We start from the raw sequence: 21,392 nt of genomic DNA on the forward strand, positions 1-21,392 counted from the left end.
CACTATCATGATAGCTGCAATAAATCTGGAAGGTATATGGAAACTTCAACTCGATGAACATAAGGTGGAACGTGGTCTGAATTTCTCAGACGTTATTACATTGCCAAATACTACATCTCATGCGGCCAAGGGCAAGAAAAACGAGAAGGTGTTAATCGGTGCGCTGACGGATGAGTACTTATTTGAGGGTTATGCCTGGTTTTCACGAGAGATTGAAATTCCCGAACACTTGGCTGGAAAATGTTGCTTCTTGCATCTGGAACGAACACGAGTAACCACAGCTTGGATCGATGGGGTGGAGTACGGAATACAAAATAGTCTGAACACACCTCACCGTTACGAGATTGAGGCAGGGCTAACCGCTGGGATTCATACAATTACGATTCGTGTGGACAATACCAATTATCCAACCAAAGGGGGTCACCTTACATCCGAAGACACACAGACGAATTGGAACGGGATCACCGGGAAATTGGAACTTCAATTTTTCGAGCGTGTTTTCCTGGAGAATGTTCAAGTTTACCCCGTTCTGGCAACAAGATCTTTCGACATTAAGGCAGCACTTGTCGGTGAACTGCAAGGAGTACGAATCGTGGTATCAGCTGTTGCTGTCAGTGCAGATCCAGTTCATACGACGGAGGAACAGATATTCACCCCGGATTCGCAAGAGATCCAGCTGACGTATAAGATTGGCGAAGATGCCATGTTATGGAGTGATGATGAACCTAACCTGTACCAACTTCATATTCATCTGCAAGATCAGGATGGCGAAGTGCTGGATTCCACCGAAGTATGGACGGGATTACGGGAATTCCGGGCTGCCGGAGACAAATTCACCATTAATGGTCGCAAAACGTTTCTTCGAGGCAAACATGATGGTCTGATCTTTCCGCTCACGGGATACGCGCCAACAGATGTGGATGAATGGGTTCGTATTCTCGCTATCTCCAAATCCTACGGCATCAATCACTACCGTTTCCATACCTGTTGTCCTCCGGAGGCTGCTTTTGTTGCAGCGGATCTGCTCGGCATCTACATGGAGCCTGAGCTTCCGTTCTGGGGAACCATTACGGATGAATCATCGGATGGGCATAATCAAGCAGAGCAGGATTACTTGATTAGCGAAGGATTTGCGATGCTGCGAGCTTTTGGTAATCATCCTTCGTTTGTCATGATGTCCATGGGGAATGAACTATGGGGAAGCAAGGACAGATTGAATTCGATCCTGAAGGCATACAAAGCATATGATCATCGTCATCTATACACCGAAGGTTCCAATAACTTTCAGTTTGTTCCGGACATTCTGGAAGAAAGTGAATTCTTCTGCGGGGTTCGTTTCTCCAAAGAGCGCCTGTTCAGAGGTTCATATGCGATGTGTGATGCTCCGCTCGGTCACGTGCAGACCGACCTGCCAAATACATTGAAAGATTACGATTCAAACATTGTACCTGAGCAAGGCAGCGATGCTGACCCTTCTGGTCAGACTGGGGACAAAGAGATTCAGATTCAGTATGGGACAGGTTCCAAAACAGTGCAGGCCGAAGCTGGAAGTGACCAACTTGTCTCACACGTACCAATCATCTCGCATGAAATTGGACAGTACGCCACGTTTCCCAATTTCGAGGAGATCAACAAGTACACGGGCTCTCTCAAAGCAAAGAACTTCGAAGTGTTTCGTGAGCGTCTGGAAGCCAAAGGACTGGGCCATCTGGCAGAAGCCTATTTCAGAGCTTCTGGTAAGCTTGCGGTTGCCTGTTACAAGGAAGAACTGGAAGCGGCTTTTCGTTCCCAGCAACTAGCCGGGTTCCAGCTGCTGGATCTCCAGGATTTCAGTGGTCAGGGAACAGCGCTGGTGGGTGTACTGGACGCATTCATGGATTCCAAAGGCATGATTACACCTGAGGAGTGGAGAACGTTTTGTTCCGACGCTGTGTTGTTGGCGAGATTCCCCAAATATAATTATCAAGCGGGTGAATTGTTCGAAGCACGCATTGAACTAAGTTACTTCCGCAGACAGGCATTGGACGGACGTCATCTGAAGTGGGAGCTACATGGTGAGGATTCCACCCTTACAGAAGGGAAAGCAGACCTGCCAGCGACCCATGGAGAACATTATGTGAATGTCGCGGATCTCAGCATTCGCATTCCTGAATTCTCCAATATGACCAAAGTGGAGCTGAGACTGTCTATTCCAGGCACAGATATCCATAAATCTTACGACCTGTGGATATACCCAAGTCAACAGGGAGTGGATCTGAACGCTTTGAATCTATTTACCGAACTCTCGGACCAGGCGCTGGCGTTGCTAGAGCAGGGAGAGGATATCATGCTTTTCCCAAATCCCAATCAGCTTCAACACGCGATCCAAGGTTTCTATAGCACCGATTTCTGGTCTTACCCTATGTTCCGATCCATCTCGGAGAATATGAAAAGAGAAGTTCCTGTGGGCACAATGGGCTTGTTAATTCAACAGGATCATCCGGCCTTCGAACATTTTGTCACGGAAGATTACTCGACCTATCCATGGTGGAATATCGTATCCAACTCGTCATCGATCATCTTGGATGAGTTGGATAAAGACTTGAATCCGATCGTGCAGACCATTGACAATTTTGAGCGAAACCACAAGCTCGGCCTGTTGATGGAGTGTCGGGTCCGGAAGGGGAGAGTGCTGATGGGAGCGCTGAATCTGGAGCGTCTGATGACTACATTGGAGGGCAAACAGTTGTTATACAGCTTCCAGCGTTATGTACAGAGTTCCGCTTACCAGCCAGTTGCACGTCTGGAAGTAGAGGAACTTCGCAAGTTGTTAACTAAGATATAGGGAGAAGAAGTGTCAAATTTCCCTTAATTATGCCAATGAGCCCCTTCCGCGAATGGAAGGGGCTATAAGACACGCAGATTGAATCGGTTCATTTTCCCATTAAGCTTTAGATGAACCTGCACTTTTTAGGATTACATTCCAATCTTCTTCTTCAAAAAGTATGTTGTCTTTATCCTCTGTTACTCCGATCCGGACCTCAAGGATCACCATCCTGGTTTCAGCCAGAATAGAAAAGAGACTCTCCTTGGTAATCGCAAACTGATTGCCCATACTCACTTGCATGACCTTTCCGTTGACAAGCACTTGCCCACTGCCTGCAAGCACGGTCCATGCTCTACACCCAGTTCTATGCCAGTTCAACCCGATATGTTTGCCCGGTAGAACCGTTATGTTTAATGTGGTTACTGTTCTATTCTCATCTTCTAACGTACTTTCAATGACACGATAATTGCCCCAGGTTGCTTCACCATACATCGGTTTTAATGGTAAGTTACCCAATTGCGCTTTAATTTCATTTGAATTATTTTTGTTGGCAATGAGAATGCCATCCGGACTTGCGGCAGCGATAATACCTGGCACGCCAATGACTTGGATGGGGTAGGGAAGCTCGTTAATAATATAGGAATCGGAGGAAGAACCCGAGATTTCACCGTGTCCGATTACATGGGTATCTAACTGTGCGCACAGCGTATCCCAGCTTCCGATATCCTGCCATACTCCCTTATAAGGCAGGACTACGGCCCGCTGCGCCTTTTCTGCAACATGCTTGTCAAAACTGCGTTCAGGCAACGCTTCATACAGGGACAACAATTGATCATAATGAACCGGAAGCCCCATTTTTTTAATATGGGATATCATAAACGCGACGGTGAACGCGTACACACCGCAGTTCCATAGTGCCCCACGTTGTAGCAGCGTTTCAGCAATGGAGGCTTCGGGTTTTTCTATAAATTGTGTTATGGCCGCATAAGCATTACGTTCTTCCCCACCCGGCATGATGTATCCATACTGTTCTGAAGCATGTGTAGGCCTTGTCCCAATTAAAGCGATATCGGCTTGAGAATGTTTCAATATATCCGGCAGTAATTGGAAGTTGCTGAAAAAATCTTCACCTGCGAACACATCAGCTGGCGCGATACAGATCACATCGTCATCTTTGGCCATGCGGAAGGATTGCAGATATAACGTTGCTAAGGCCGCCGCAGTAAAAGTGCCTCGTTTATAAGGTTCCCCAATGACTGGTATTTTGCCTTGAGTATGTCGTGCCGTAATATTAGCCTGATCCTGATGTGAAATAATGAGCGTTGAATCCGTTAGGGATGAACTGTCAAGCTGGCGGCATACTCTGCTGATCATGGATTCCCTACCTCCAACGGGTGATGGAAGTATATCTATGAACAGCTTGGAGCGAAGCTCATTGGATAACGGCCAGAGCCTTTTGCCAGAGCCGCCGCACAGCAGTACGATATGCATGGGCTTCCTCCTTAAGCTCATGGAGCTTTACTATAAATTTTCCGTTTATGAAAGGAAAGAGAACGATATTTAAGAGCCAGCTTGCGGATTTGTTGCTCTTTTAACGAAGAAGCGTTCACATTCAGACTTTTATTCTTGGAACTTCTAAGGACCATGCTGCCTGGGTTTTTCGTATACATAAAATTGGCATACGTTTCATACTCGGAGAAACCAAACTGCTTTTTCTTATTGATATTGGAGATGACCGCTTTGTACCATGGCAGTTTATGAACCGATTCAATTTTCTGTTTTAAGGCAGCGAGTTTTGATTTATCGAACAGCATATAATGGGTGACAAAAGAGCGGGGGCGCGGAGCTTTCATGCCTAACAACTTGCGGTAGGTATTGAAATATTCCGGCTGGCTCCAGTCACGGCAGTAAAATACTGTTTTGCCTTCTACAAGAAATGAATGAGGTTTAATCAGTACGGTATCTGCATCCATGACTAGAAAGTACTTTGCCTTCACAATGGAATCTCCGTTCATTTTGAGCAACTGCTGATATAACCAGCCTGACCGATTCCATCGGGAGGACTGGTAGTGTATGTCGTTTTTGGTTATAGGCAGGACGGATCGCTCATTAACAAAAATGCAGTTTTTGAGGGTACAAAGTTTTCTGATTTTGGTGCTTACCGGAGAAACAATATATATGCTTCCAATGGGATGTTTTACATAACGGCGAATGTTATCAATGACGAGGGGAAGGGTAGCCAAATCTTTCTCGATCGCTGGTATCAGAACATCAATCTTAGGCGCATTATTCAACCGGATTTCAGGCAAGACGGACATTTACTCATCTCCTTGCACAAATCGTGATGACTCATTATATGGTATGTGTGCAAAAGTGTTTTGGTCAGGGCATGTGCAAATATACATTTTTACGAATAGGGGCTTTTGTTGAGGGTTCATTTATCGGTATTACATATAATGCTTGCAGGATCTTGATCAAACAGCGGGCTATTATGCGGTTGCTGAAGGGAGAGTTTACGACATGGGAGTTGATAAATTGCAGCCGTTAAGAAGCAAGTGGTTAAAAACAAAATTGATCATTAATAATGAATTAATTAAACCGTTTATCCCCGACACACAGAAATATAACAAAACGAATCTGAAATCCATGATCAGCAAATATGAAATGGTCTATGTCAAACCCGAGAGAGGTACTTTCGGGATGGGTGTTATTAAGGCCGAGATGGACAGTCATCAACATTTTGTCTATCAGATAGAGCAAAAACGCCTGACGTTTGACAGCTTTGAATCGTTTTATAGCAGTCTGACTCGTCTTGTGAATAAAAGAAGTTATCTGATTCAGAGAGGAATCCATCTGCTTAAGCACAATAACAGACGTTTTGACATCCGAGTCATGATACAGCTAAGCCCGACCAAACATTGGGAAGCTACCGGAATCATCGGCAGACTGGGTCATCCTAAGAAAATCGTAACCAATTATCATAGTGGTGGTACACCGATGGATATTCACAAGCTGCTACAATCCCATGCATCCACAAAACGCAGGAATGAACTGGTTCAGGAGATGAATGAGCTTAGCCTGCGCATAGCTCGTCATATGAAAAAAAAGTACCCGTATCTAAAGCAAATCGGTGTAGATATCGGCCTTGACCACAGTCTGAAACCCTGGATTATTGAAGTGAATGTCAAACCTGACCCATATATATTCAATCAATTAAAGGACAAGACGATGTATCGCAAGGTAATACGATATTACCGCCATGCTATGCCCAAAAAAACAGAATAACAGACCGGACTTTTCATAGGAATGGCTGGAAAGGTTTCAAGCTCAAGAGTCGCCAATGTGGCGACTTTTTTTGTTGATCTGCGTTTTAGGGTCGGAATATTGCATTTCATCCCAATTCGACTCCGAAACCTATGCTAAAATAGTATATTCGAGAATGAAATTCAGAGTCGATGTCGATGAAAGGCGGATGTTCCCCATGTTCAATATTGCAATCTGTGATGATGAGGAGCAGCAACGAGAACGTGTGAAATCCATGCTGGTCTCCTTATCTCTAAAAACCAATTTTGATTTTAAAATTAGCCTATTCACATCTGGTGAACAACTGCTCTCACACTACAGAGAGGTTGGGGATACATTCAATATCCTCATCTTGGATGTGGAGATGGGCGGAATGAACGGGATTCAGACCGCTAAAGAGATCAGAAACATGAAGTTTCTGGATGTACAGATTATGTTTCTGACGAGTTACCCGGAATATATGGTGGAGAGCTTTGATGTCATCACCTTTCAATATCTGATCAAGCCCATCCAGCCGCAAGTTTTCGAGGAAAAGATGATTAAGCTGTGTCAGTATTTTCAGGCATTGGACAAAAAGTATGTACTAATCAAATCAGACTATGATGAACTGCTGCTGAAATATGATGATATTCTCTGGATTGAGGTCGTCAAAAGTTTAACAATCAAGAACAAGTTGAATTTTGTGACACAGGAAAATGTACATGAGACCAAAGGCATTTTATCCAGCTATGCTACTGGTTTGAAAGACCATGGTTTCTTACAGATTCATCGCTCGATTATTATCAACCTGATGCATGTTCAGAAGTTTTCCGGTACCCAAGTCGTTATGTTAAATGGAACCGAATTGCCTATAGGCCGATCCAAGGTCAAAGAAGTCAAGGATGCCTACACCAAATACATGATTATGAGGATTCAGTGATATGGATGTATATATGATCCTTTCCATCATCTTTGTCACCTTACTTATGGCATTTCAGGCGAATTTTTATTTTGATTCTGTGCTGGGTAAGTCCAAGCGGAAGCCACAGAGAGTTTTCTATTTCATCGTATTTTTGATGCTGGGTTATTTTTATTTGGCATCTTCCTTCTCCGATCTCGTTTCCACTGCAGTTGCTCTGCTATTAATCTTCAGTCTGGCACAGTCCTATGAAGTGGAGTTCAAAATCAAGCTTGTTTTCACCATCCTGTATGGGGTCTTGATTACTATGGCGAATACGATAGCGGTATATATTCTCGGAGTTGTGGAATCGACAGATTTCATTTCATGGGAACAGTTCAACGGAGATAACCACTGGATTCTCTCCAAGGTGATGTTACTGGGTTGTAGCATCATGTTCATTGTTATTCAAGTTGTCCGTCTAGTCGCCAAACGTAGAAGTTTTGCCGTGCACTATCGTTATTATTTGCTGTTTCTCATCGTGCCGATCATTACGATCTATCAGATCAATGTGGCCTCCATCTATAGTGAAAAAAACATATTTTACGTCTTTTCTGTATTAGGCTCTCTTTTTCTCAACGTGTTCATTGTTTATGTATTCGATAATATGGTGGAAAAGGTACAGCTCACGCATGAAAATAACCAGTTACAGCGTCAGATGGACTACCAGGATGCCAACTATGAGAAGACCGTTCACAGTTTCAAGAACATTAAATCCATCATCCATGATATCAATCAGCAATTTCTGTATATTGATGAATGCATCCAACGTAACGAACTGACGGCGGCAGGGGATCATATCAAGTCTACATTAAATACCATTGAAGGTGCGTATCAGCGGGTGAATTCCGGCAATCTGGTCATTGATGCTCTTGTTACGAATACCCTGGCTATGGGACAGGCAAATGGAATCAAAATCGACACCAAAATCCAGCTCCACTCGCAACATATCCAGATCGATCGCTATGATCTGTGTGTGGTGCTGGGTAACATGCTCGATAACGCGATTGAAGCCTCCAAGAAGGTTAGACAAGCGGAGGATCGATATGTCCTCATTGCCATTCACTCGACGTCATCTGCACTCGTCATCCAAATTATGAATCATGTTGAGCAACCGATAGTTGACTTGAAAAGTGAAAAGCCTAATCCGGAGTACCATGGCATCGGTCTAACCAATATATCGCGAATGTGCGAGAAATATGGTGGACATATGAGTATTGAGCATCAGCATCGGAAGTTTAACAACATGGTCGTACTTCCGTTCCACACCGACAATCCCTGAACCTGCCGTTCAGGGGTTGTTTTTTTCCATTCAGGGTCCGTTTGCGTTCGAACAGTCTCTTCCCGGATATGATGAATTCATTCATAAGAACATTTGAGGGAGGACATGGGATGAAAAAATTAATTAGTCTTTTATGTACAGCGGTGCTTGTCATTACACCGCTGACAGATGTCAGCGCAGAGGCGAATAACAGCAGTACGATTGAGGCACGGGCGGAGCAAATCGCCACGCAGATGGTGCAAAACTACGGTGTCACCAGTGTGCAATATGCGATCATGGATGAAGGAGAATTCATTTTATCAGATAGTGTAGGACTGCACGACAAGGCATCACAGAAGCCAGTAGACGAGGATAGCATGTATGGCATAGGTTCGGTTAGTAAAATGGTTGTTACGGCAGCCGCCATGAAGCTGGTTGATTCCGGAAAAATAGATCTGGATGAGCCGCTTACTTCGTATATTAAGGACTTTAAGATGGCAGATGCGCGATATACGCAAATCACACCGCGCATGTTGATGAATCATTCATCTGGTCTTTACGGAACACATTATGGAAACAGCATGTTGTTTGACGATAATGACAGCCGCAATCATGATGAACTATTGCTCAAACTTCAGTCCGAAAAACTGAAATCCAAACCTGGCGAATACTCCGTCTACGCCAATGACGGTTTTCAATTGCTTGAAATCCTGGTTGAACGGGTGAGTGGGTTAAGCTACAGCGAATATATCGCCAAGTACATCAGCGAGCCGTTGAAGTTGGAATCAACGAAGACACCACTAGATTCCTTTGACAGAGCGCAATTATCCGAAACCTATTGGCCTACACTTGAGATGACGATGCCTACCGAAAATGCAAACATTATCGGCACAGGCGGGGTGTACTCTACCGCAGAAGAATTGAGTCAATTCGGAGAGGTTTTAATGGGGAACCGACCCGATATTCTGTCCGAATCTGCTGTGAAGGCCATGCAATCTCATGAATATCGGAAGGGCATATGGGTATCTGATGAGCAAAATACGATCAATTATGGCTTGGGGTGGGATTCGGTTGAGCTTGCACCTTTCAGCGATTATGGGGTTACCGCGCTTGCCAAAGGCGGGGATACCATGTTGTACCATGCCGTGTTAATCACTATACCTGAACATGATATTTCAATGGCGGTCCTATCCTCTGGCGGATCTTCCGTCTACAATCAGATGTTTGCCAGCAAAGTGCTGCTGGACGTTCTGGAGGATCAGGGCATCATCAACGATGTTCAGCCTGATCAGACATTCTCACCACCTGTCAAAGTGAAGATGCCAACAGAATTAAGCGCGTACTCCGGTCTCTATGGTAAGGTAGGAGAGACATTGGATATAAAGATCAATGATGGTGAGATGCAACTGCCTGCCTTGCTGGGAGGAATTATTCCTGAGCAGAACTATGTCTACACAGGTGACGAACATTTTACAAGTGCGGATGGCAGTGTAAAAGCTAGCTTTGTGAAGGAACGTAATGAAAAGGTGTATGTTAAAGTTCAGGCGATTATAACGTTACCCGGCATAGGTCAGACGGTGATGAACACGTATGATTATCAAAAACTGGATCATAATGCGCTTGACGCAACAACCAAAGAGAAATGGACAGCTCGTGACGGCTCGAAATATTACGCGTTGGATGAAAAAATAACGTCGATCTTCTATCTGCTTCCATCGATGCTGATCAAGAACCTGTCTGTTGATGCCCAAAATGGCTATGCTAATGGCACACAAATCATGGATGCAAACAACGCAGATAATATCGCCGAGATTCCTGTAATGAACGGAAGAGACGCGTTTGATCTGCAATTTTACACAAAGAATGGCGCCGAGATTTTGATCCAGGATGGGCAAGAATACATTGCCGAGGATGCGATTACTCCAATCTTTGGTGGGAAAAAAGGAATTACAACTATTCCGGCAAACGGTCAAGCGCGGTGGTATGCGATCGACGCCCGATCGGGTAACAAATCCATCAAGGTGGATTCTCCGAAGACCGGAGGTTATGCAGTGTATAATGATAAAGGTGAAATGGTTGACTTCTCTGTAGCAACTAAACAGGAATCGACGAAGCTCCCGAAAAGTGGTTTTATCGTTTTTGGTGGGGATGCCGGTGATGTATTCCAGATTGAATTAAAGTAAAGCAGGGACTGCGTTACAAAATTGTCGTGCGCAACTTGTCACATAAATAATGTCGTATTCAGGAAGTCGCCTTATGGCGGCTTTTTGACTTTTTATTAGAATAATTTAACAATTTGGTAACTATTCGGCCTCACTGCTCGTTATATTTATGTAGTTATATATCAGGCTCATTTTTAACAGGAGGAATTATTATCTATGATCAATAGACATAAACGTCAAACGACTAAGCAATGGAAAAGAAGAGCAGGCAGACCCATCGTTGCAGGTCTTACTGCCGGAATGTTGATGGTTCATGGAGTCATCGGCGTGTTGCCATCTCAGGCACATGCTGAAGCATCGGATGTATCCATCCGTAACTGGTATTCCTATCAGCGAATCACTGTACCTGAACTGAAACCTTCTTGGACAGCAAAAGTAGATAACTATTTGAGTATGAACGAGACGTACATCGGAGCTAATGCCATTGCAGAAGAAGGCAAAGTATTTACGTTTGCTGGATCAAAGTTGATTGCACTTGATGCGACAACAGGTAAACGGCTGTGGACTTACGGCAAAGAACTGACACCTTATATTACCTATCAAGGCGGCGTCCTCTACGGACTGACCAGTGATCACAAGCCATATGCCTTGAATGCAAAAACAGGCAAAGCAAAATGGCAGTCAGGAACATCCACATGGATTGATACGGTTCAACGTACGGAAGCTCTGATTCCAACAGCGGATACCCTCTATGTTATTAAAGGAAGTACAACGTTTGCACTGGATATCCAGTCAGGCAAACTGCGCTGGAAGGCAGATGAGCCATTAGGCGAAGGTCATGGTACTGAATATCTTGAAGAGTCTAATGGTATTGTACTGAGAACCTTTTTTGTCCAAGGGGCACTTACATCCGTTCAACTTAATGCATATGACAAGAAAACGGGCAAGAAGCTTTGGGGGCATTTTGGTCAGGGGGAAGCTATTCAGATCAAAGACGGTCTTGTGTATTCGGTGGATTTTTATTCTCCAATGTTGGAAGATGACGAGTCTTCACCTGAACGCAAATGGAAAGTCAATGCGTACAACCTGAAGACCGGTGTGTTGAAAGGAAGTCAGGAGTATAGGTGGACCATGCCTGGTGACCCACCGTATACGAATGGTAGAGGAGGTATACTTGTCTATAAAGACAAACTGTACATTTCGCAGGGGGACAACATAGCGGAGTATTCGTTGAATACGACCAAGTTGGAAACTACGCCAATTCGAACGTTTCACCAACCTTACGGGGACAAAATGGAGTTACTTGGCATTGTACAGGAACGGCTGGTGTACAAAAACCTCGAGACAGGTGAACTTAAAGGCATTAAGCTGGCTAATGGTCAGGAGGTGCAGTGGCATGGTGATGCCCCGGTTTCTCAGATTGATGTTTACGGTAAAGGAATGTATCGAGCGCAACGTAACGGCACCCTGCTTGCCATCAACATGATGACGGGTCAGCCAGCTTTTCGAGTCTCTACCGGGGGAGACCTGCATAATAAGACATTGAAGACAAATGGAATGATCATCATCCAAGCCGAAGGCAAACTTCTCGGCGTTAAGCTGCCAGCATCGCTGAAATAATCGATTCAGAATAAAATCATGGGGAGAAGACCGGATCAGGGCATAACTCGCTTCTAATCCGGTCTTTTTTATTTTTGTGCGTAAAACACTGCAAAGTCCAAGTATTTGTACATGCAGTCTGCCACGCCAAACCCAGCTTCCTCCAACCACATCAATTGATCCTCCAGCGTGGCATTGATATCCACCTTGCGTCTTTCGATCGAAGCCGAGATGGCTTCCTCAGACAAACCACTTTGATGTATCGTTTCTAACCAGCGCTGGCGGTAATAGGTGTCCGTATCGGGGGTTCTTCCCTGAACTTGATCTGCGTTGATGAAACATCCACCTGGTTCTAACAACTTGTGTACAGAGTCAAACACCTTTTTCTTGTCAGCGTGGGGCAGATGGTGAATAGACAGGGAGGAAATAATCATATCGTAGGAACTGGTGAAATCGTACTTGGAGTAATCCCCGATCACATACTGTACTTGGTTTGCATCAGCAAATCTTCGACGTGCTGCTTCAAGCATTTGATCACTAATATCGATCAGGGTTAATCGTGCGTTGGGATACTTTTGCAGGACCAATCCGGAGAGCAGTCCCGTTCCTGCACCCAGATCAAGAATACGCGGAGAATCGAGCGGGCTTTCCATTAGATCCAGAGCTATTCCATAAAAATCATCAAAACAAGGGATAAGCTGCTTTCGCTGCACATCATAATCTTGGGCTACCTTATCAAACAGCTGCTTTACTGAGAATTCCATGTGCTTATCACTCCTTGAGGTTTTCTCCATATTTTACAAACTGGAAGGGATCAAGGGAAATACTGATTATGGATAAACTCATAGGTTGGGCCTATAGGTTTCGAGTTTCTGCCATGGGTAATAACATGTAAGCGCAGAATATAGACAGGGAGGAATGAACCTGATGTTTCAACCACGTTCTATTATGATGAGTATCTCGTTAATCGTTATAGTTCTAACACTTGCAGCTTGCTCTGGTAGTAATCAACCTTTGCCTAGCCCTCAACCATCAATGCTAGTAGGTGAAACAGAAGACGCGATTGAAACAGAGCGTCCACAGACCGAAAGTTTTGAAATGTTGACCGCAAATGGCAATCAATCACTAGAAGCGACCTTGCAACAAGGAGAAGGATTTTCCTTGTACGTATTTGAGAAATTCACATTTGATGCTGTTAAAGGCCGTCTGTCACTGACTAGTAACGCTGACTATTATGTGGATATTGAACCACTGCCTTCGGAGTATAATCTGGCAGAACTGGAGACAGCGGGTAAAGAAGAATTAGAAAAAGCCGGAAAGGTATCCGATTATAGTGGAGAACTGGTAGAACACCCCCTTGGTTATGCCGAGCTCTATCTTCAGGCCTCTGGTGAAAAAGGCATTAGCGATTATATGGTCTGGAAATCAGAAGAAGGGGATGCATTTCTATTCCGTCTTCATAATCCAAAAGGAGAAGAGGCTTCTGATTTCGCCAGTCCGGTCCTTGTTTCGTTATCCACCGTTCAGGGTGATTCGTAACTTAGATGACTATAAATTTTTCAACGAAAGTCGCCAATTGGCGGCTTTTTTACTTATGCAGATTGCACGGAAAAGTTGCGAGACGATGTATTCACTTCCATTTGACTTAGAGTACGCTCTAGGGTGTAGACTTTGAAGAAGAAAAAGAAATATTGCCAAGGAGATGAACAGAATGACACAGGAAAATAATATTAGAACTTTACAACATAAAATGGACTCTGGATTCAATCATAACAGTACAGCGGAGGATGTATTGAGAGATCTGGACTTGTCAGGACAGCTTGCTATTGTAACGGGTGGATATTCGGGTCTTGGGTTGGAGACGACACGTGCGCTTGTTAATGCGGGAGCCCGTGTAGTGGTGACTGCACGTCGTCCAGCGGTTGCGAAGGAAGCACTTTCTGGTCTGGAAGGTGTTGAAATAGATGCATTGGACCTTGCTGATTTATCCAGCGTTCGTGCTTTTGCCGAGCGGTTTCTGGCGAGTGATCGGAACATTGACATGCTGATTCTTAATGCGGGCATCATGGCTTGCCCGGAGACGCGGGTTGGTCCTGGCTGGGAAGCTCAATTTGCAACAAATCATCTGGGCCACTTTGCCCTGACTAATCTGTTATGGCCAGCACTCGCTAGTCAGGGGGGAGCACGTGTTGTTTCCTTGGCATCAGCGGGACATCATTTCTCACCTATTCGTTGGGATGACATCCAATTTGAACATGGCTATGAGAAATTCCCTGCCTATGGACAGTCCAAAACAGCAACGATTTTATTCAGCGTTGAGCTGGATCGTCGAGGTGCAGAGCACGGAGTACGGGCTTTCTCAGTTCATCCAGGCGGAATTATGACACCACTACAGCGTCATATGCCAAAAGAGGAAATGATTGCGCTGGGCTGGATTGATGAATCTGGACAAGTGGCCAACCCTGCGTTCAAAACACCTGAGCAGGGGGCAGCGACGCAAGTCTGGGCAGCAACTTCACCTCAGCTTGAGGGAAAAGGCGGTGTCTACTGCGAGGATTGTGACATCAGTGAATTGGCTCCAGAGGATGGAGGTTTCTATGGGGTCAAGAAGTATGCTATCGACCCCGAGCAAGCTATTCGTTTATGGGAGCTATCGGCCAAGCTGACTCAAACAGACATAGTACTCTCATAATCATGTAGTTTTCTTGTCCACGAGATAACGGTAGTTGCATGAGAAACGCCTTGCGGTATTCATCCGGCCTAGATGCTGGTTCCGCAAGGTGTATTTTTTATTTATTTTTTTGAAAGAGAATATTTAGTTTCATGAAAAACTTTCATATATCTTTAAGTTGAAATTAATCGTACCCTCATCTATTTCATGCTTAATAGAGAATAAGCTACGATACATTACATCATACATAAGGAGAAACGCCTATGAAATTCAAGAAAAAAATCGGTACGGTCAGGAACCGTCTGGTAGCATCATTTTTAATCGTATTGTTGCTTCCCAGTCTGGTTATCGGAGGATTCGCCTATTTTACCGCTAAACAGCAAGTAGATACACAACTAGCCAACATGGCCAACACCGACATATCGCTCGTTAGCAGCATGGTCAACCAATACATACAAGCTAAACAATCAGATGTGGGTCTCTTAGCCGAATCCATTACATCTACAACTCCTGAAGCCGCATTAAAAGCCTACACCAATAACCATTCGGAGGTCGAATCAGCTATTTTTGTAAACAGCGACGGACAGCATGTGTACGCTTCTTCCAGTCAGAGCAAGCCGGGCAACGATAAACCTCTGGAGAGCGAATTCTATACAAAGGCGATGGCTGATCCAGGACAGGTTGTTCTGACGGAGCCGTTCACTTCGGAACAGTCGGGTAACACGGTATTGACCTTAGCGAAAGCGTCTCGTGACAGCAAGTCAGTCGTCGCTGTAACCCTTGATTTAAGCACTCTGCAAGAGATTGTAGGCCAGATCAAAATTGGAGATAACGGCTTTGTCGTCATTTTTGGCGCGAATGGCTCTATGATCGTAACTCCGCCATGGGGAACTGAAAGTTCTCAGGGTGAGGATGCGGCAAATGGTAGTGCAACACCGCTCAACTCTTCTTCCGATGCAGAACAAGACACCGCTCAAGGTGATGGAGGACCCGGGACAACGATGTTTGAGGGCGACTCCGGCCAAATTGCGCAAAGCTCTCCTGAAGGAGAGACACGTCAGCTCGTCTATATTACCAATCAGCTTACGGGCTGGAAAATCGCAGGAGATCGCTCACCGATCGAGATCGTGCAAGCAGCCAAACCCATTTGGAACAATACATTAATGGTCATCTCCGTGTTTGCCCTGCTAGGGATAGGGATGACAATCCTGATCGTGCGTTCGATCACCAAACCGCTCAAAACATTAAATGATGTATCTGAGGAAGTAAGTAGGGGAGATTTGACCCAAAGTGCAGCCATTCATTCAAATGATGAACTCGGTCAGCTGGGGGATGCCTTCAACCTTATGGTCGGTTCCCTGAATTCCATTGTATCCGAGGTGAAGAATTCATCTAATCAACTGGTCACTGCTTCGGAACAGTTATCCGCTAATGCGGGTCAAAGTGCTACAGCAACAGGACATATCGCTGAAACGATTGAACAGATGGCGGAAGGCGCTGACAGACAGGTGGCGCTGGTTGAAGCGAGTCTGCGTACTATTCATCATGTGGCGGAACAAATCGGTCATATCGCCAATAATGCCTCAGCGACAGCTTTAGCTACAGAACATGTAACGGAGAAATCAAAAGAGGGTGGGCAGGCCATCAATGGCGCAGTGATACAAATGGGAACCATACACTATTCCGTCAATCGTGTGTCGAATGGCATTAACCATTTGGTTCAGACTTCGTTGGAGATCGGGCAAATGATCAAGGTGATCTCAGATATCTCCCGTCAGACCAATTTACTGGCTTTGAATGCTTCCATTGAAGCTGCACGGGCAGGAGAACACGGCAAAGGTTTTGCTGTTGTAGCCAGAGAAGTAGGTGCACTCGCGGAGCAAGCTGCTGATTCTGCGAAGCAAGTCACCACACTAATTGGCAGCATTAACGAAGGAATCCAGCATGCGGATCAATTCATGGTTGAGGCGATTGGTGAAGTTTCCAAAGGGATGACCGTGATGAATACGGCGGGCCAGCTCTTTGAAGAAATTACCTTGTCCGTGGATATGGTGAACAGCAAAGCCAGCGAAGTATCCACCATGGCCGATGATATCGTTCAAGAGACCTCCCATGTGATGGCGAAAATCGAGGACATTTCTCATGTCTCGCGGGAAACGGCGGAAGGAGCGCAAACGGTATCTGCGGCAACAGAGCAACAACTTGCTTCAATGCAAGAGATTAGCTCATCTTCATCTTATCTGGCTCGCATGGCATCACGTCTTCAGGAACTCACGGAAAGGTTCAAAATCTAAAGAGAGTGCGATTAATTATTGTGAAAACAACATAATTTCAAACAAAATCTCCTATTTAGCATATAATAAAGAAGGAGCATCTCATTTTCGCGATGGTGCAATCATTTCTTTATGAATTCAGGGAGAGAAAATCATGAATATTTTTGAGCATCAGATACCTTTGGAAAAAGTGAAATTCAATGAACCGTTAAAAAATCACACGTTTATAAAAATTGGTGGTAACGCAGATATTCTCATCCATCCAACAACGATAGACGAAATCACAAAAATCGTAGAAATTGCCAACTTACATCAGTTACCTCTGACGGTCATTGGAAAAGGCTCAAACGTCATCATTAAAGACGGGGGCATCCGGGGAGTAACGATTTCTCTTAGCCACTTCGATCAAATTAAAGTGAGTGAGGACAGCATGATTGCGCAAAGCGGCGTTGATATCATTGATGTATCCAGACTTGCTTTGGAGCATAGCTTGACCGGTTTGGAGTTTGCTTGCGGTATTCCCGGCAGCACGGGGGGCGCACTTTACATGAATGCGGGTGCTTATGGCGGTCAGATCGCAGATGTTGTTGAACGTGCGACTGTGATCACCAAAGACGGCGCAGTGTTGGAGATCCCGCGAGAAGAGATGAAGTTTGGTTATCGAAATAGTCTCTTCAAAATGGATCACTATATCATACTGGAGGCCGAATTCGGGCTCAAAAAAGGAAACAAGGATGAAATTGCAAGCAAAATGAAGGAATTAACGTTCCTGAGAGAATCCAAGCAGCCGCTGGAGTACCCTTCTTGTGGAAGTGTATTTAAACGACCCGAAGGACATTTTGCCGGTAAACTGATTCAGGATTGTAACTTGCAGGGTACTCGCATCGGAGGTGCTGAAATCTCCATGAAGCATGCAGGTTTTATCGTAAATGTGGATCACGCTACTGCCCAGGATTATATGGATCTGATCCAATTTATTCAGAAGAAAGTCTATGATACGTTCCAAGTTGAATTGGAAACCGAAGTAATCTTTCTGGGAGAATAGCTTCGATGAATGACTTGAAAGGTCGCCCTTGGCGGCCTTTTTTGATTGTACGAATTATACTCAAACAAGAACTAATATGCTAATTATGGTAATATCAGAGTGATTGTGTTTAATATTTCATCGTCATCATAAGGAGTGTGCATGGAGATAATCAAGCGTAACAGGAGAATTTTGCTAATCACTGCAATGGTAATTTTACTATCGCCCCTGTCAATCTTGGCATATATGTATATGAATGAACGAGCTGGCGGGCTAGCCGATCAACGGATATCCAAAGTTTGGGGGTTGAATGAACCTATACGTATTCCTATAGCGAACAGTCCTCAAGGGGCCGTTCAAGAATTTAGAGGTGAGTTTTATACCTCCCAATTCATTCATCAGGAGGCTTTAGACGGTGGCATGATTTTGTTCACACAAAAAAAGGATCGGGAAAACAACAGTAATCTTCAGATGGAGTATACCCGCAAGAACATTTTCGGATGGAAATGGGTATGGGGTGGAGGATATTCCATTAATGAATCAGTTGAATCCAAGTCTGCGTTGCATTATATGAGCATACCGAAACTGGAAAAAGTCTCGGCCCCGTTTCCCATGCTGTTTGGTGACATCATAGACTCCACTATCAAACGTGTAACTGTTGAAATCAAAGAAACGGGTAAACCCGACACATTCGATGTGAAGCTGGTTGAGGCAGGTGAGAACCAACGAATCTGGTACGTATTCCTGCCTTCATCAGCTACTCTTCCTTATACCATCAAAGCATACGATGAAAAGGAGAACCTCTTAATCAACAAAGACATTGAAGAGGCAGACGGCTTTGGCTCATTATTTGTTGGAGAATAGTTACAGATAGAACCACGCAAAAAAACAGCCGCATTCGAAGACTTATTTTCCAGTCTAAGCGTGCTGCTGTTTTTATGGTTAGGGAAGTATTGGTCAGATGGAATTTGGATCATCAGCAGTACGATTGGCTTTGACATATTTGAGCTGTGCAACGATGATGACGCTGATGATGACCAGCAGGAACCACGAACTGATCTTACTAAAGCTAACCAGTTGCCATGCATCATGCTGATCTGGATATTTCCAGGCATTGAAGAATGTAGCGATATTCTCGGCAGTCCAGATGAAGAAACCAACAATGATAAAAGCCAGCGATAACGGCATTCGATAGGTCGTTGCTCGTACCCGGTAGATAATCCAGGTTTTCCAGAAGACAATAAATACAAGCGCCGTCAGCCACCAGCGAAAATCGGGAATGAAATGATGGGTGAAAAAGTTGATATAGATGGCTGCTCCGAGCAGCATGGAAGGTGCAAAGCCAGGCCATCCGGTCATGTCCATTCGCAATCTTCGCCATACTTGACACATAAAACTGGCTACACTTGCATACATGAATCCACTATAAAGAGGGACACCCAGGATTTTGGTGTAAGCTGGCTCAGGGTAAGACCAGGATCCCATCCATACTTTATAAATCTCCAGCACCAGGCCAATAATGTGAAATACACAGATGACCTTGATTTCATCTCGGGTTTCCAAGCCGCTTCGATACATCAGGTACTGCACAGCAAGCAATACGAGCAGAATGGCATCATATCGATAAAGGAAAGGAATCGGGATTACGCTGGATAGGGCCAATGTTCCAAAGATCGCTACAGGAAATATGCAGCTCATCGCCTGATGATAGCCAAAATGAAGTAGCTGTATTAGAGGTTTCAATTCAAGTTTAACTCCTTTCCAAACACGTTGGAGCAAGATTAATTAAGATTTAAGGATGTTCATCATAGACCGTTTTTTGGCCTACACTCCATAATATAGATCGGATCCATGAATAAAAAGAGAAAAAAACGCGCAAATCTGTTCTTGTTTTCTAAGTTGAATCATCATAAGAACGCTCTATGAGAGGAGTGTTGGTCATTCCGTGTATATTCTCTCGTGGTTATGTTAAAATGAAATTCGTACAATTACATTAGACAAGGAGGCCGCTATGCAGCCGATACAACCTCAAGATATTCAGCTCCAGATCGATCAACTTGCGGATCAGGACTTATACGTACACCTCGAACTCACGTCTGGAGCGTATGCGCATCACTATGACAGTTCGAAGCACCCAGCGTCGGCATTCATTACCAATGCGGCCATACGATATACACAGGGGTCCATTTCAGGTACGGGTCCATACCGGGTTGGTCTGAAAACCACTCAGGGTTGGCTATATGCCGAGGGCCTTACACATATTGATGAGCAGGAACAAGAAAGACTGATTCTCGCCGGTCACGACACCCAAGGTAAACTAGTTGTGGCGTTACAATTAAGCCGAGAGATGTTCTGATGAAAGCGGAGGATTGAATAACCATGAATACTATACACAATGAGCATGAACGAATCTTGGTGGTGTATCCACATCCGGATGATGAAGCTTTCTCCGTGTCCGGAACATTAGCCAAGTACATAGAAGGCGGCTCTCACGTTACCTATGCTTGTCTAACACTGGGCGAGATGGGACGCAACATGGGAATACCTCCTTTTGCTAACCGCGTCACATTGCCTAAGATCCGTAAACAAGAGCTGATTGAAGCGTCGGCAGCCATTGGAATTCAGGACTTAAGAATGCTTGGTTTTCATGATAAAATGATTGAATTCGAAGACCCGCAACTGCTCGACGATAGCATCATGGCACTAATTAAGGAACTGAATCCATCCCTTGTGATTACCTTCTATCCGGGGTTCAGTGTACATCCCGATCATGATGCGACGGGAGAAGCCGTCATTCGCACGATAAGTCGTCTTCCTGTGGGAGAGCGTCCGTTGGTTCATTGCGTGGCATTTGCCCACAACCAGGAACAATTCATTGGTAAAGCGGATGTCATCGTTGATGTAACCGGATTTTTGAAACAAAAAATGGCGTCGATTCGGGCCCACCGTTCACAGTTTCAGGCAGCGGAGCTTGTCGGAGATCGAGAGTTGAACCAAGAAGAGATCCAGGCCCGTTTTGGTAAAGAAACATTTTGGACCTACCCATTTGAATAATAGGATCACTTAGAAGTCGCCAATATGGCGGCTTTTTTTGTTTTACATCACAATATCGACACAAAAATGTAGCGTCTATAGCCTAATTGAGCTATATGGAATAAATATCATTTTAAGTACACTGTGATCAGGATTGTGATAACGCTTCATTTATTGCGTTGCTGCATTGGATGAGGAACATGGAGCGTTGATTCTGAGTGGAACGGAGGGATGGTGTGTACAACCAAAGCAGTGTTGGGATTGACGTAAGAACTGTTGAACACAAGGCTACAGCAATAAACAGCTGTAACATTGAGCCACTA

Annotated in this window: 17 protein-coding genes; 13 read left to right on the top strand and 4 right to left on the bottom strand. The window is 44.6% G+C overall.

Annotated features, from left to right (window positions below; genetic code table 11):
- Positions 1-7 precede the first annotated feature (7 nt).
- Positions 8-2,824, top strand: coding sequence for a glycoside hydrolase family 2 TIM barrel-domain containing protein (locus V6669_RS14530; protein ID WP_338594589.1), 2,817 nt, complete (start codon positions 8-10; stop codon positions 2,822-2,824).
- Between the two features lie 99 nt (positions 2,825-2,923).
- Here the strand turns inward: V6669_RS14530 and V6669_RS14535 are convergent, their stop codons facing one another.
- Together V6669_RS14535 and V6669_RS14540 are read right to left on the bottom strand one after the other, a co-directional pair.
- On the bottom strand, positions 2,924-4,297 hold the full coding sequence (locus tag V6669_RS14535; protein WP_338594590.1) for a sugar phosphate nucleotidyltransferase: 1,374 nt from the start codon (positions 4,295-4,297) through the stop codon (positions 2,924-2,926).
- A 17-nt stretch (positions 4,298-4,314) separates the two neighbouring features.
- Positions 4,315-5,124 (bottom strand): DUF6492 family protein, encoded by an 810-nt coding sequence (locus V6669_RS14540; protein ID WP_338594592.1) that lies wholly within the window; start codon positions 5,122-5,124, stop codon positions 4,315-4,317.
- A 202-nt stretch (positions 5,125-5,326) separates the two neighbouring features.
- Between V6669_RS14540 and V6669_RS14545 the strand changes: the two genes are divergently transcribed.
- The 5 genes from V6669_RS14545 (at position 5,327) to V6669_RS14565 (ending at position 12,089) form a co-directional block, all read left to right on the top strand.
- On the top strand, positions 5,327-6,091 hold the full coding sequence (locus tag V6669_RS14545) for a YheC/YheD family protein (protein WP_338594594.1): 765 nt from the start codon (positions 5,327-5,329) through the stop codon (positions 6,089-6,091).
- Positions 6,092-6,287: 196 nt separating this feature from the next.
- Complete coding sequence (locus V6669_RS14550) at positions 6,288-7,028, top strand: LytTR family DNA-binding domain-containing protein (RefSeq protein ID WP_338594595.1); 741 nt, start codon at positions 6,288-6,290, stop codon at positions 7,026-7,028.
- A gap of 1 nt (position 7,029) precedes the next feature.
- Positions 7,030-8,328 carry a GHKL domain-containing protein gene (locus V6669_RS14555; protein WP_338594597.1) on the top strand — a complete coding sequence of 433 codons (1,299 nt, stop codon included), beginning with the start codon at positions 7,030-7,032 and terminating at the stop codon, positions 8,326-8,328.
- A 110-nt stretch (positions 8,329-8,438) separates the two neighbouring features.
- Positions 8,439-10,490 carry a serine hydrolase domain-containing protein gene (locus V6669_RS14560; protein WP_338594599.1) on the top strand — a complete coding sequence of 684 codons (2,052 nt, stop codon included), beginning with the start codon at positions 8,439-8,441 and terminating at the stop codon, positions 10,488-10,490.
- A gap of 195 nt (positions 10,491-10,685) precedes the next feature.
- On the top strand, positions 10,686-12,089 hold the full coding sequence (locus tag V6669_RS14565) for a PQQ-binding-like beta-propeller repeat protein (RefSeq protein ID WP_338594601.1): 1,404 nt from the start codon (positions 10,686-10,688) through the stop codon (positions 12,087-12,089).
- Positions 12,090-12,157: 68 nt separating this feature from the next.
- Here V6669_RS14565 and V6669_RS14570 read toward each other — a convergent pair whose 3' ends face one another.
- Complete coding sequence (locus V6669_RS14570; protein ID WP_338594603.1) at positions 12,158-12,832, bottom strand: methyltransferase domain-containing protein; 675 nt, start codon at positions 12,830-12,832, stop codon at positions 12,158-12,160.
- Between the two features lie 163 nt (positions 12,833-12,995).
- Here V6669_RS14570 and V6669_RS14575 point away from each other — a divergent pair, with 163 nt between their 5' ends.
- The 5 genes from V6669_RS14575 (at position 12,996) to V6669_RS14595 (ending at position 18,900) form a co-directional block, all read left to right on the top strand.
- The gene (locus V6669_RS14575; RefSeq protein ID WP_338594605.1) at positions 12,996-13,607 is read left to right on the top strand and encodes a hypothetical protein; all 612 of its coding nucleotides are present in this window, start codon (positions 12,996-12,998) and stop codon (positions 13,605-13,607) included.
- Between the two features lie 172 nt (positions 13,608-13,779).
- On the top strand, positions 13,780-14,760 hold the full coding sequence (locus V6669_RS14580) for an SDR family NAD(P)-dependent oxidoreductase (RefSeq protein ID WP_338594607.1): 981 nt from the start codon (positions 13,780-13,782) through the stop codon (positions 14,758-14,760).
- A gap of 242 nt (positions 14,761-15,002) precedes the next feature.
- Positions 15,003-17,033, top strand: a complete 2,031-nt coding sequence (locus V6669_RS14585; protein ID WP_338594609.1) for a methyl-accepting chemotaxis protein — start codon at positions 15,003-15,005, stop codon at positions 17,031-17,033.
- A 133-nt stretch (positions 17,034-17,166) separates the two neighbouring features.
- Positions 17,167-18,057, top strand: coding sequence for a UDP-N-acetylmuramate dehydrogenase (gene murB, locus V6669_RS14590; protein WP_338594610.1), 891 nt, complete (start codon positions 17,167-17,169; stop codon positions 18,055-18,057).
- Positions 18,058-18,462: 405 nt separating this feature from the next.
- Positions 18,463-18,900, top strand: coding sequence for a hypothetical protein (locus tag V6669_RS14595; RefSeq protein WP_338594611.1), 438 nt, complete (start codon positions 18,463-18,465; stop codon positions 18,898-18,900).
- 93 nt (positions 18,901-18,993) lie between these two features.
- Here V6669_RS14595 and V6669_RS14600 read toward each other — a convergent pair whose 3' ends face one another.
- Positions 18,994-19,779, bottom strand: coding sequence for a DUF817 domain-containing protein (locus V6669_RS14600; RefSeq protein ID WP_338594613.1), 786 nt, complete (start codon positions 19,777-19,779; stop codon positions 18,994-18,996).
- A 268-nt stretch (positions 19,780-20,047) separates the two neighbouring features.
- Between V6669_RS14600 and V6669_RS14605 the strand changes: the two genes are divergently transcribed.
- Positions 20,048-20,392 (top strand): YojF family protein, encoded by a 345-nt coding sequence (locus V6669_RS14605; protein WP_338594615.1) that lies wholly within the window; start codon positions 20,048-20,050, stop codon positions 20,390-20,392.
- Positions 20,393-20,415: 23 nt separating this feature from the next.
- Entirely contained in the window at positions 20,416-21,090 is a 675-nt protein-coding gene (gene bshB2 / locus V6669_RS14610; protein ID WP_338594617.1) for a bacillithiol biosynthesis deacetylase BshB2, read from the top strand.
- Positions 21,091-21,392: the final 302 nt, after the last annotated feature.

This window comes from Paenibacillus sp. Y5S-9 (assembly GCF_036894235.1).
Lineage (GTDB): Bacteria > Bacillota > Bacilli > Paenibacillales > Paenibacillaceae > Paenibacillus.

Bases quoted from the DNA above. Each gene is read 5' to 3' on its own strand.
- V6669_RS14575 (WP_338594605.1), top strand. From the start codon at position 12,996: ATGTTTCAACCACGTTCTATTATGATGAGTATCTCGTTAATCGTTATA.
- V6669_RS14570 (WP_338594603.1), bottom strand. From the start codon at position 12,832: ATGGAATTCTCAGTAAAGCAGCTGTTTGATAAGGTAGCCCAAGATTAT.
- V6669_RS14565 (WP_338594601.1), top strand. From the start codon at position 10,686: ATGATCAATAGACATAAACGTCAAACGACTAAGCAATGGAAAAGAAGA.
- V6669_RS14585 (WP_338594609.1), top strand. From the start codon at position 15,003: ATGAAATTCAAGAAAAAAATCGGTACGGTCAGGAACCGTCTGGTAGCA.
- V6669_RS14530 (WP_338594589.1), top strand. From the start codon at position 8: ATGATAGCTGCAATAAATCTGGAAGGTATATGGAAACTTCAACTCGAT.
- V6669_RS14605 (WP_338594615.1), top strand. From the start codon at position 20,048: ATGCAGCCGATACAACCTCAAGATATTCAGCTCCAGATCGATCAACTT.
- V6669_RS14545 (WP_338594594.1), top strand. From the start codon at position 5,327: ATGGGAGTTGATAAATTGCAGCCGTTAAGAAGCAAGTGGTTAAAAACA.
- V6669_RS14550 (WP_338594595.1), top strand. From the start codon at position 6,288: ATGTTCAATATTGCAATCTGTGATGATGAGGAGCAGCAACGAGAACGT.
- V6669_RS14535 (WP_338594590.1), bottom strand. From the start codon at position 4,297: ATGCATATCGTACTGCTGTGCGGCGGCTCTGGCAAAAGGCTCTGGCCG.
- bshB2 (WP_338594617.1), top strand. From the start codon at position 20,416: ATGAATACTATACACAATGAGCATGAACGAATCTTGGTGGTGTATCCA.
- murB (WP_338594610.1), top strand. From the start codon at position 17,167: ATGAATATTTTTGAGCATCAGATACCTTTGGAAAAAGTGAAATTCAAT.
- V6669_RS14580 (WP_338594607.1), top strand. From the start codon at position 13,780: ATGACACAGGAAAATAATATTAGAACTTTACAACATAAAATGGACTCT.
- V6669_RS14555 (WP_338594597.1), top strand. From the start codon at position 7,030: ATGGATGTATATATGATCCTTTCCATCATCTTTGTCACCTTACTTATG.
- V6669_RS14540 (WP_338594592.1), bottom strand. From the start codon at position 5,124: ATGTCCGTCTTGCCTGAAATCCGGTTGAATAATGCGCCTAAGATTGAT.
- V6669_RS14560 (WP_338594599.1), top strand. From the start codon at position 8,439: ATGAAAAAATTAATTAGTCTTTTATGTACAGCGGTGCTTGTCATTACA.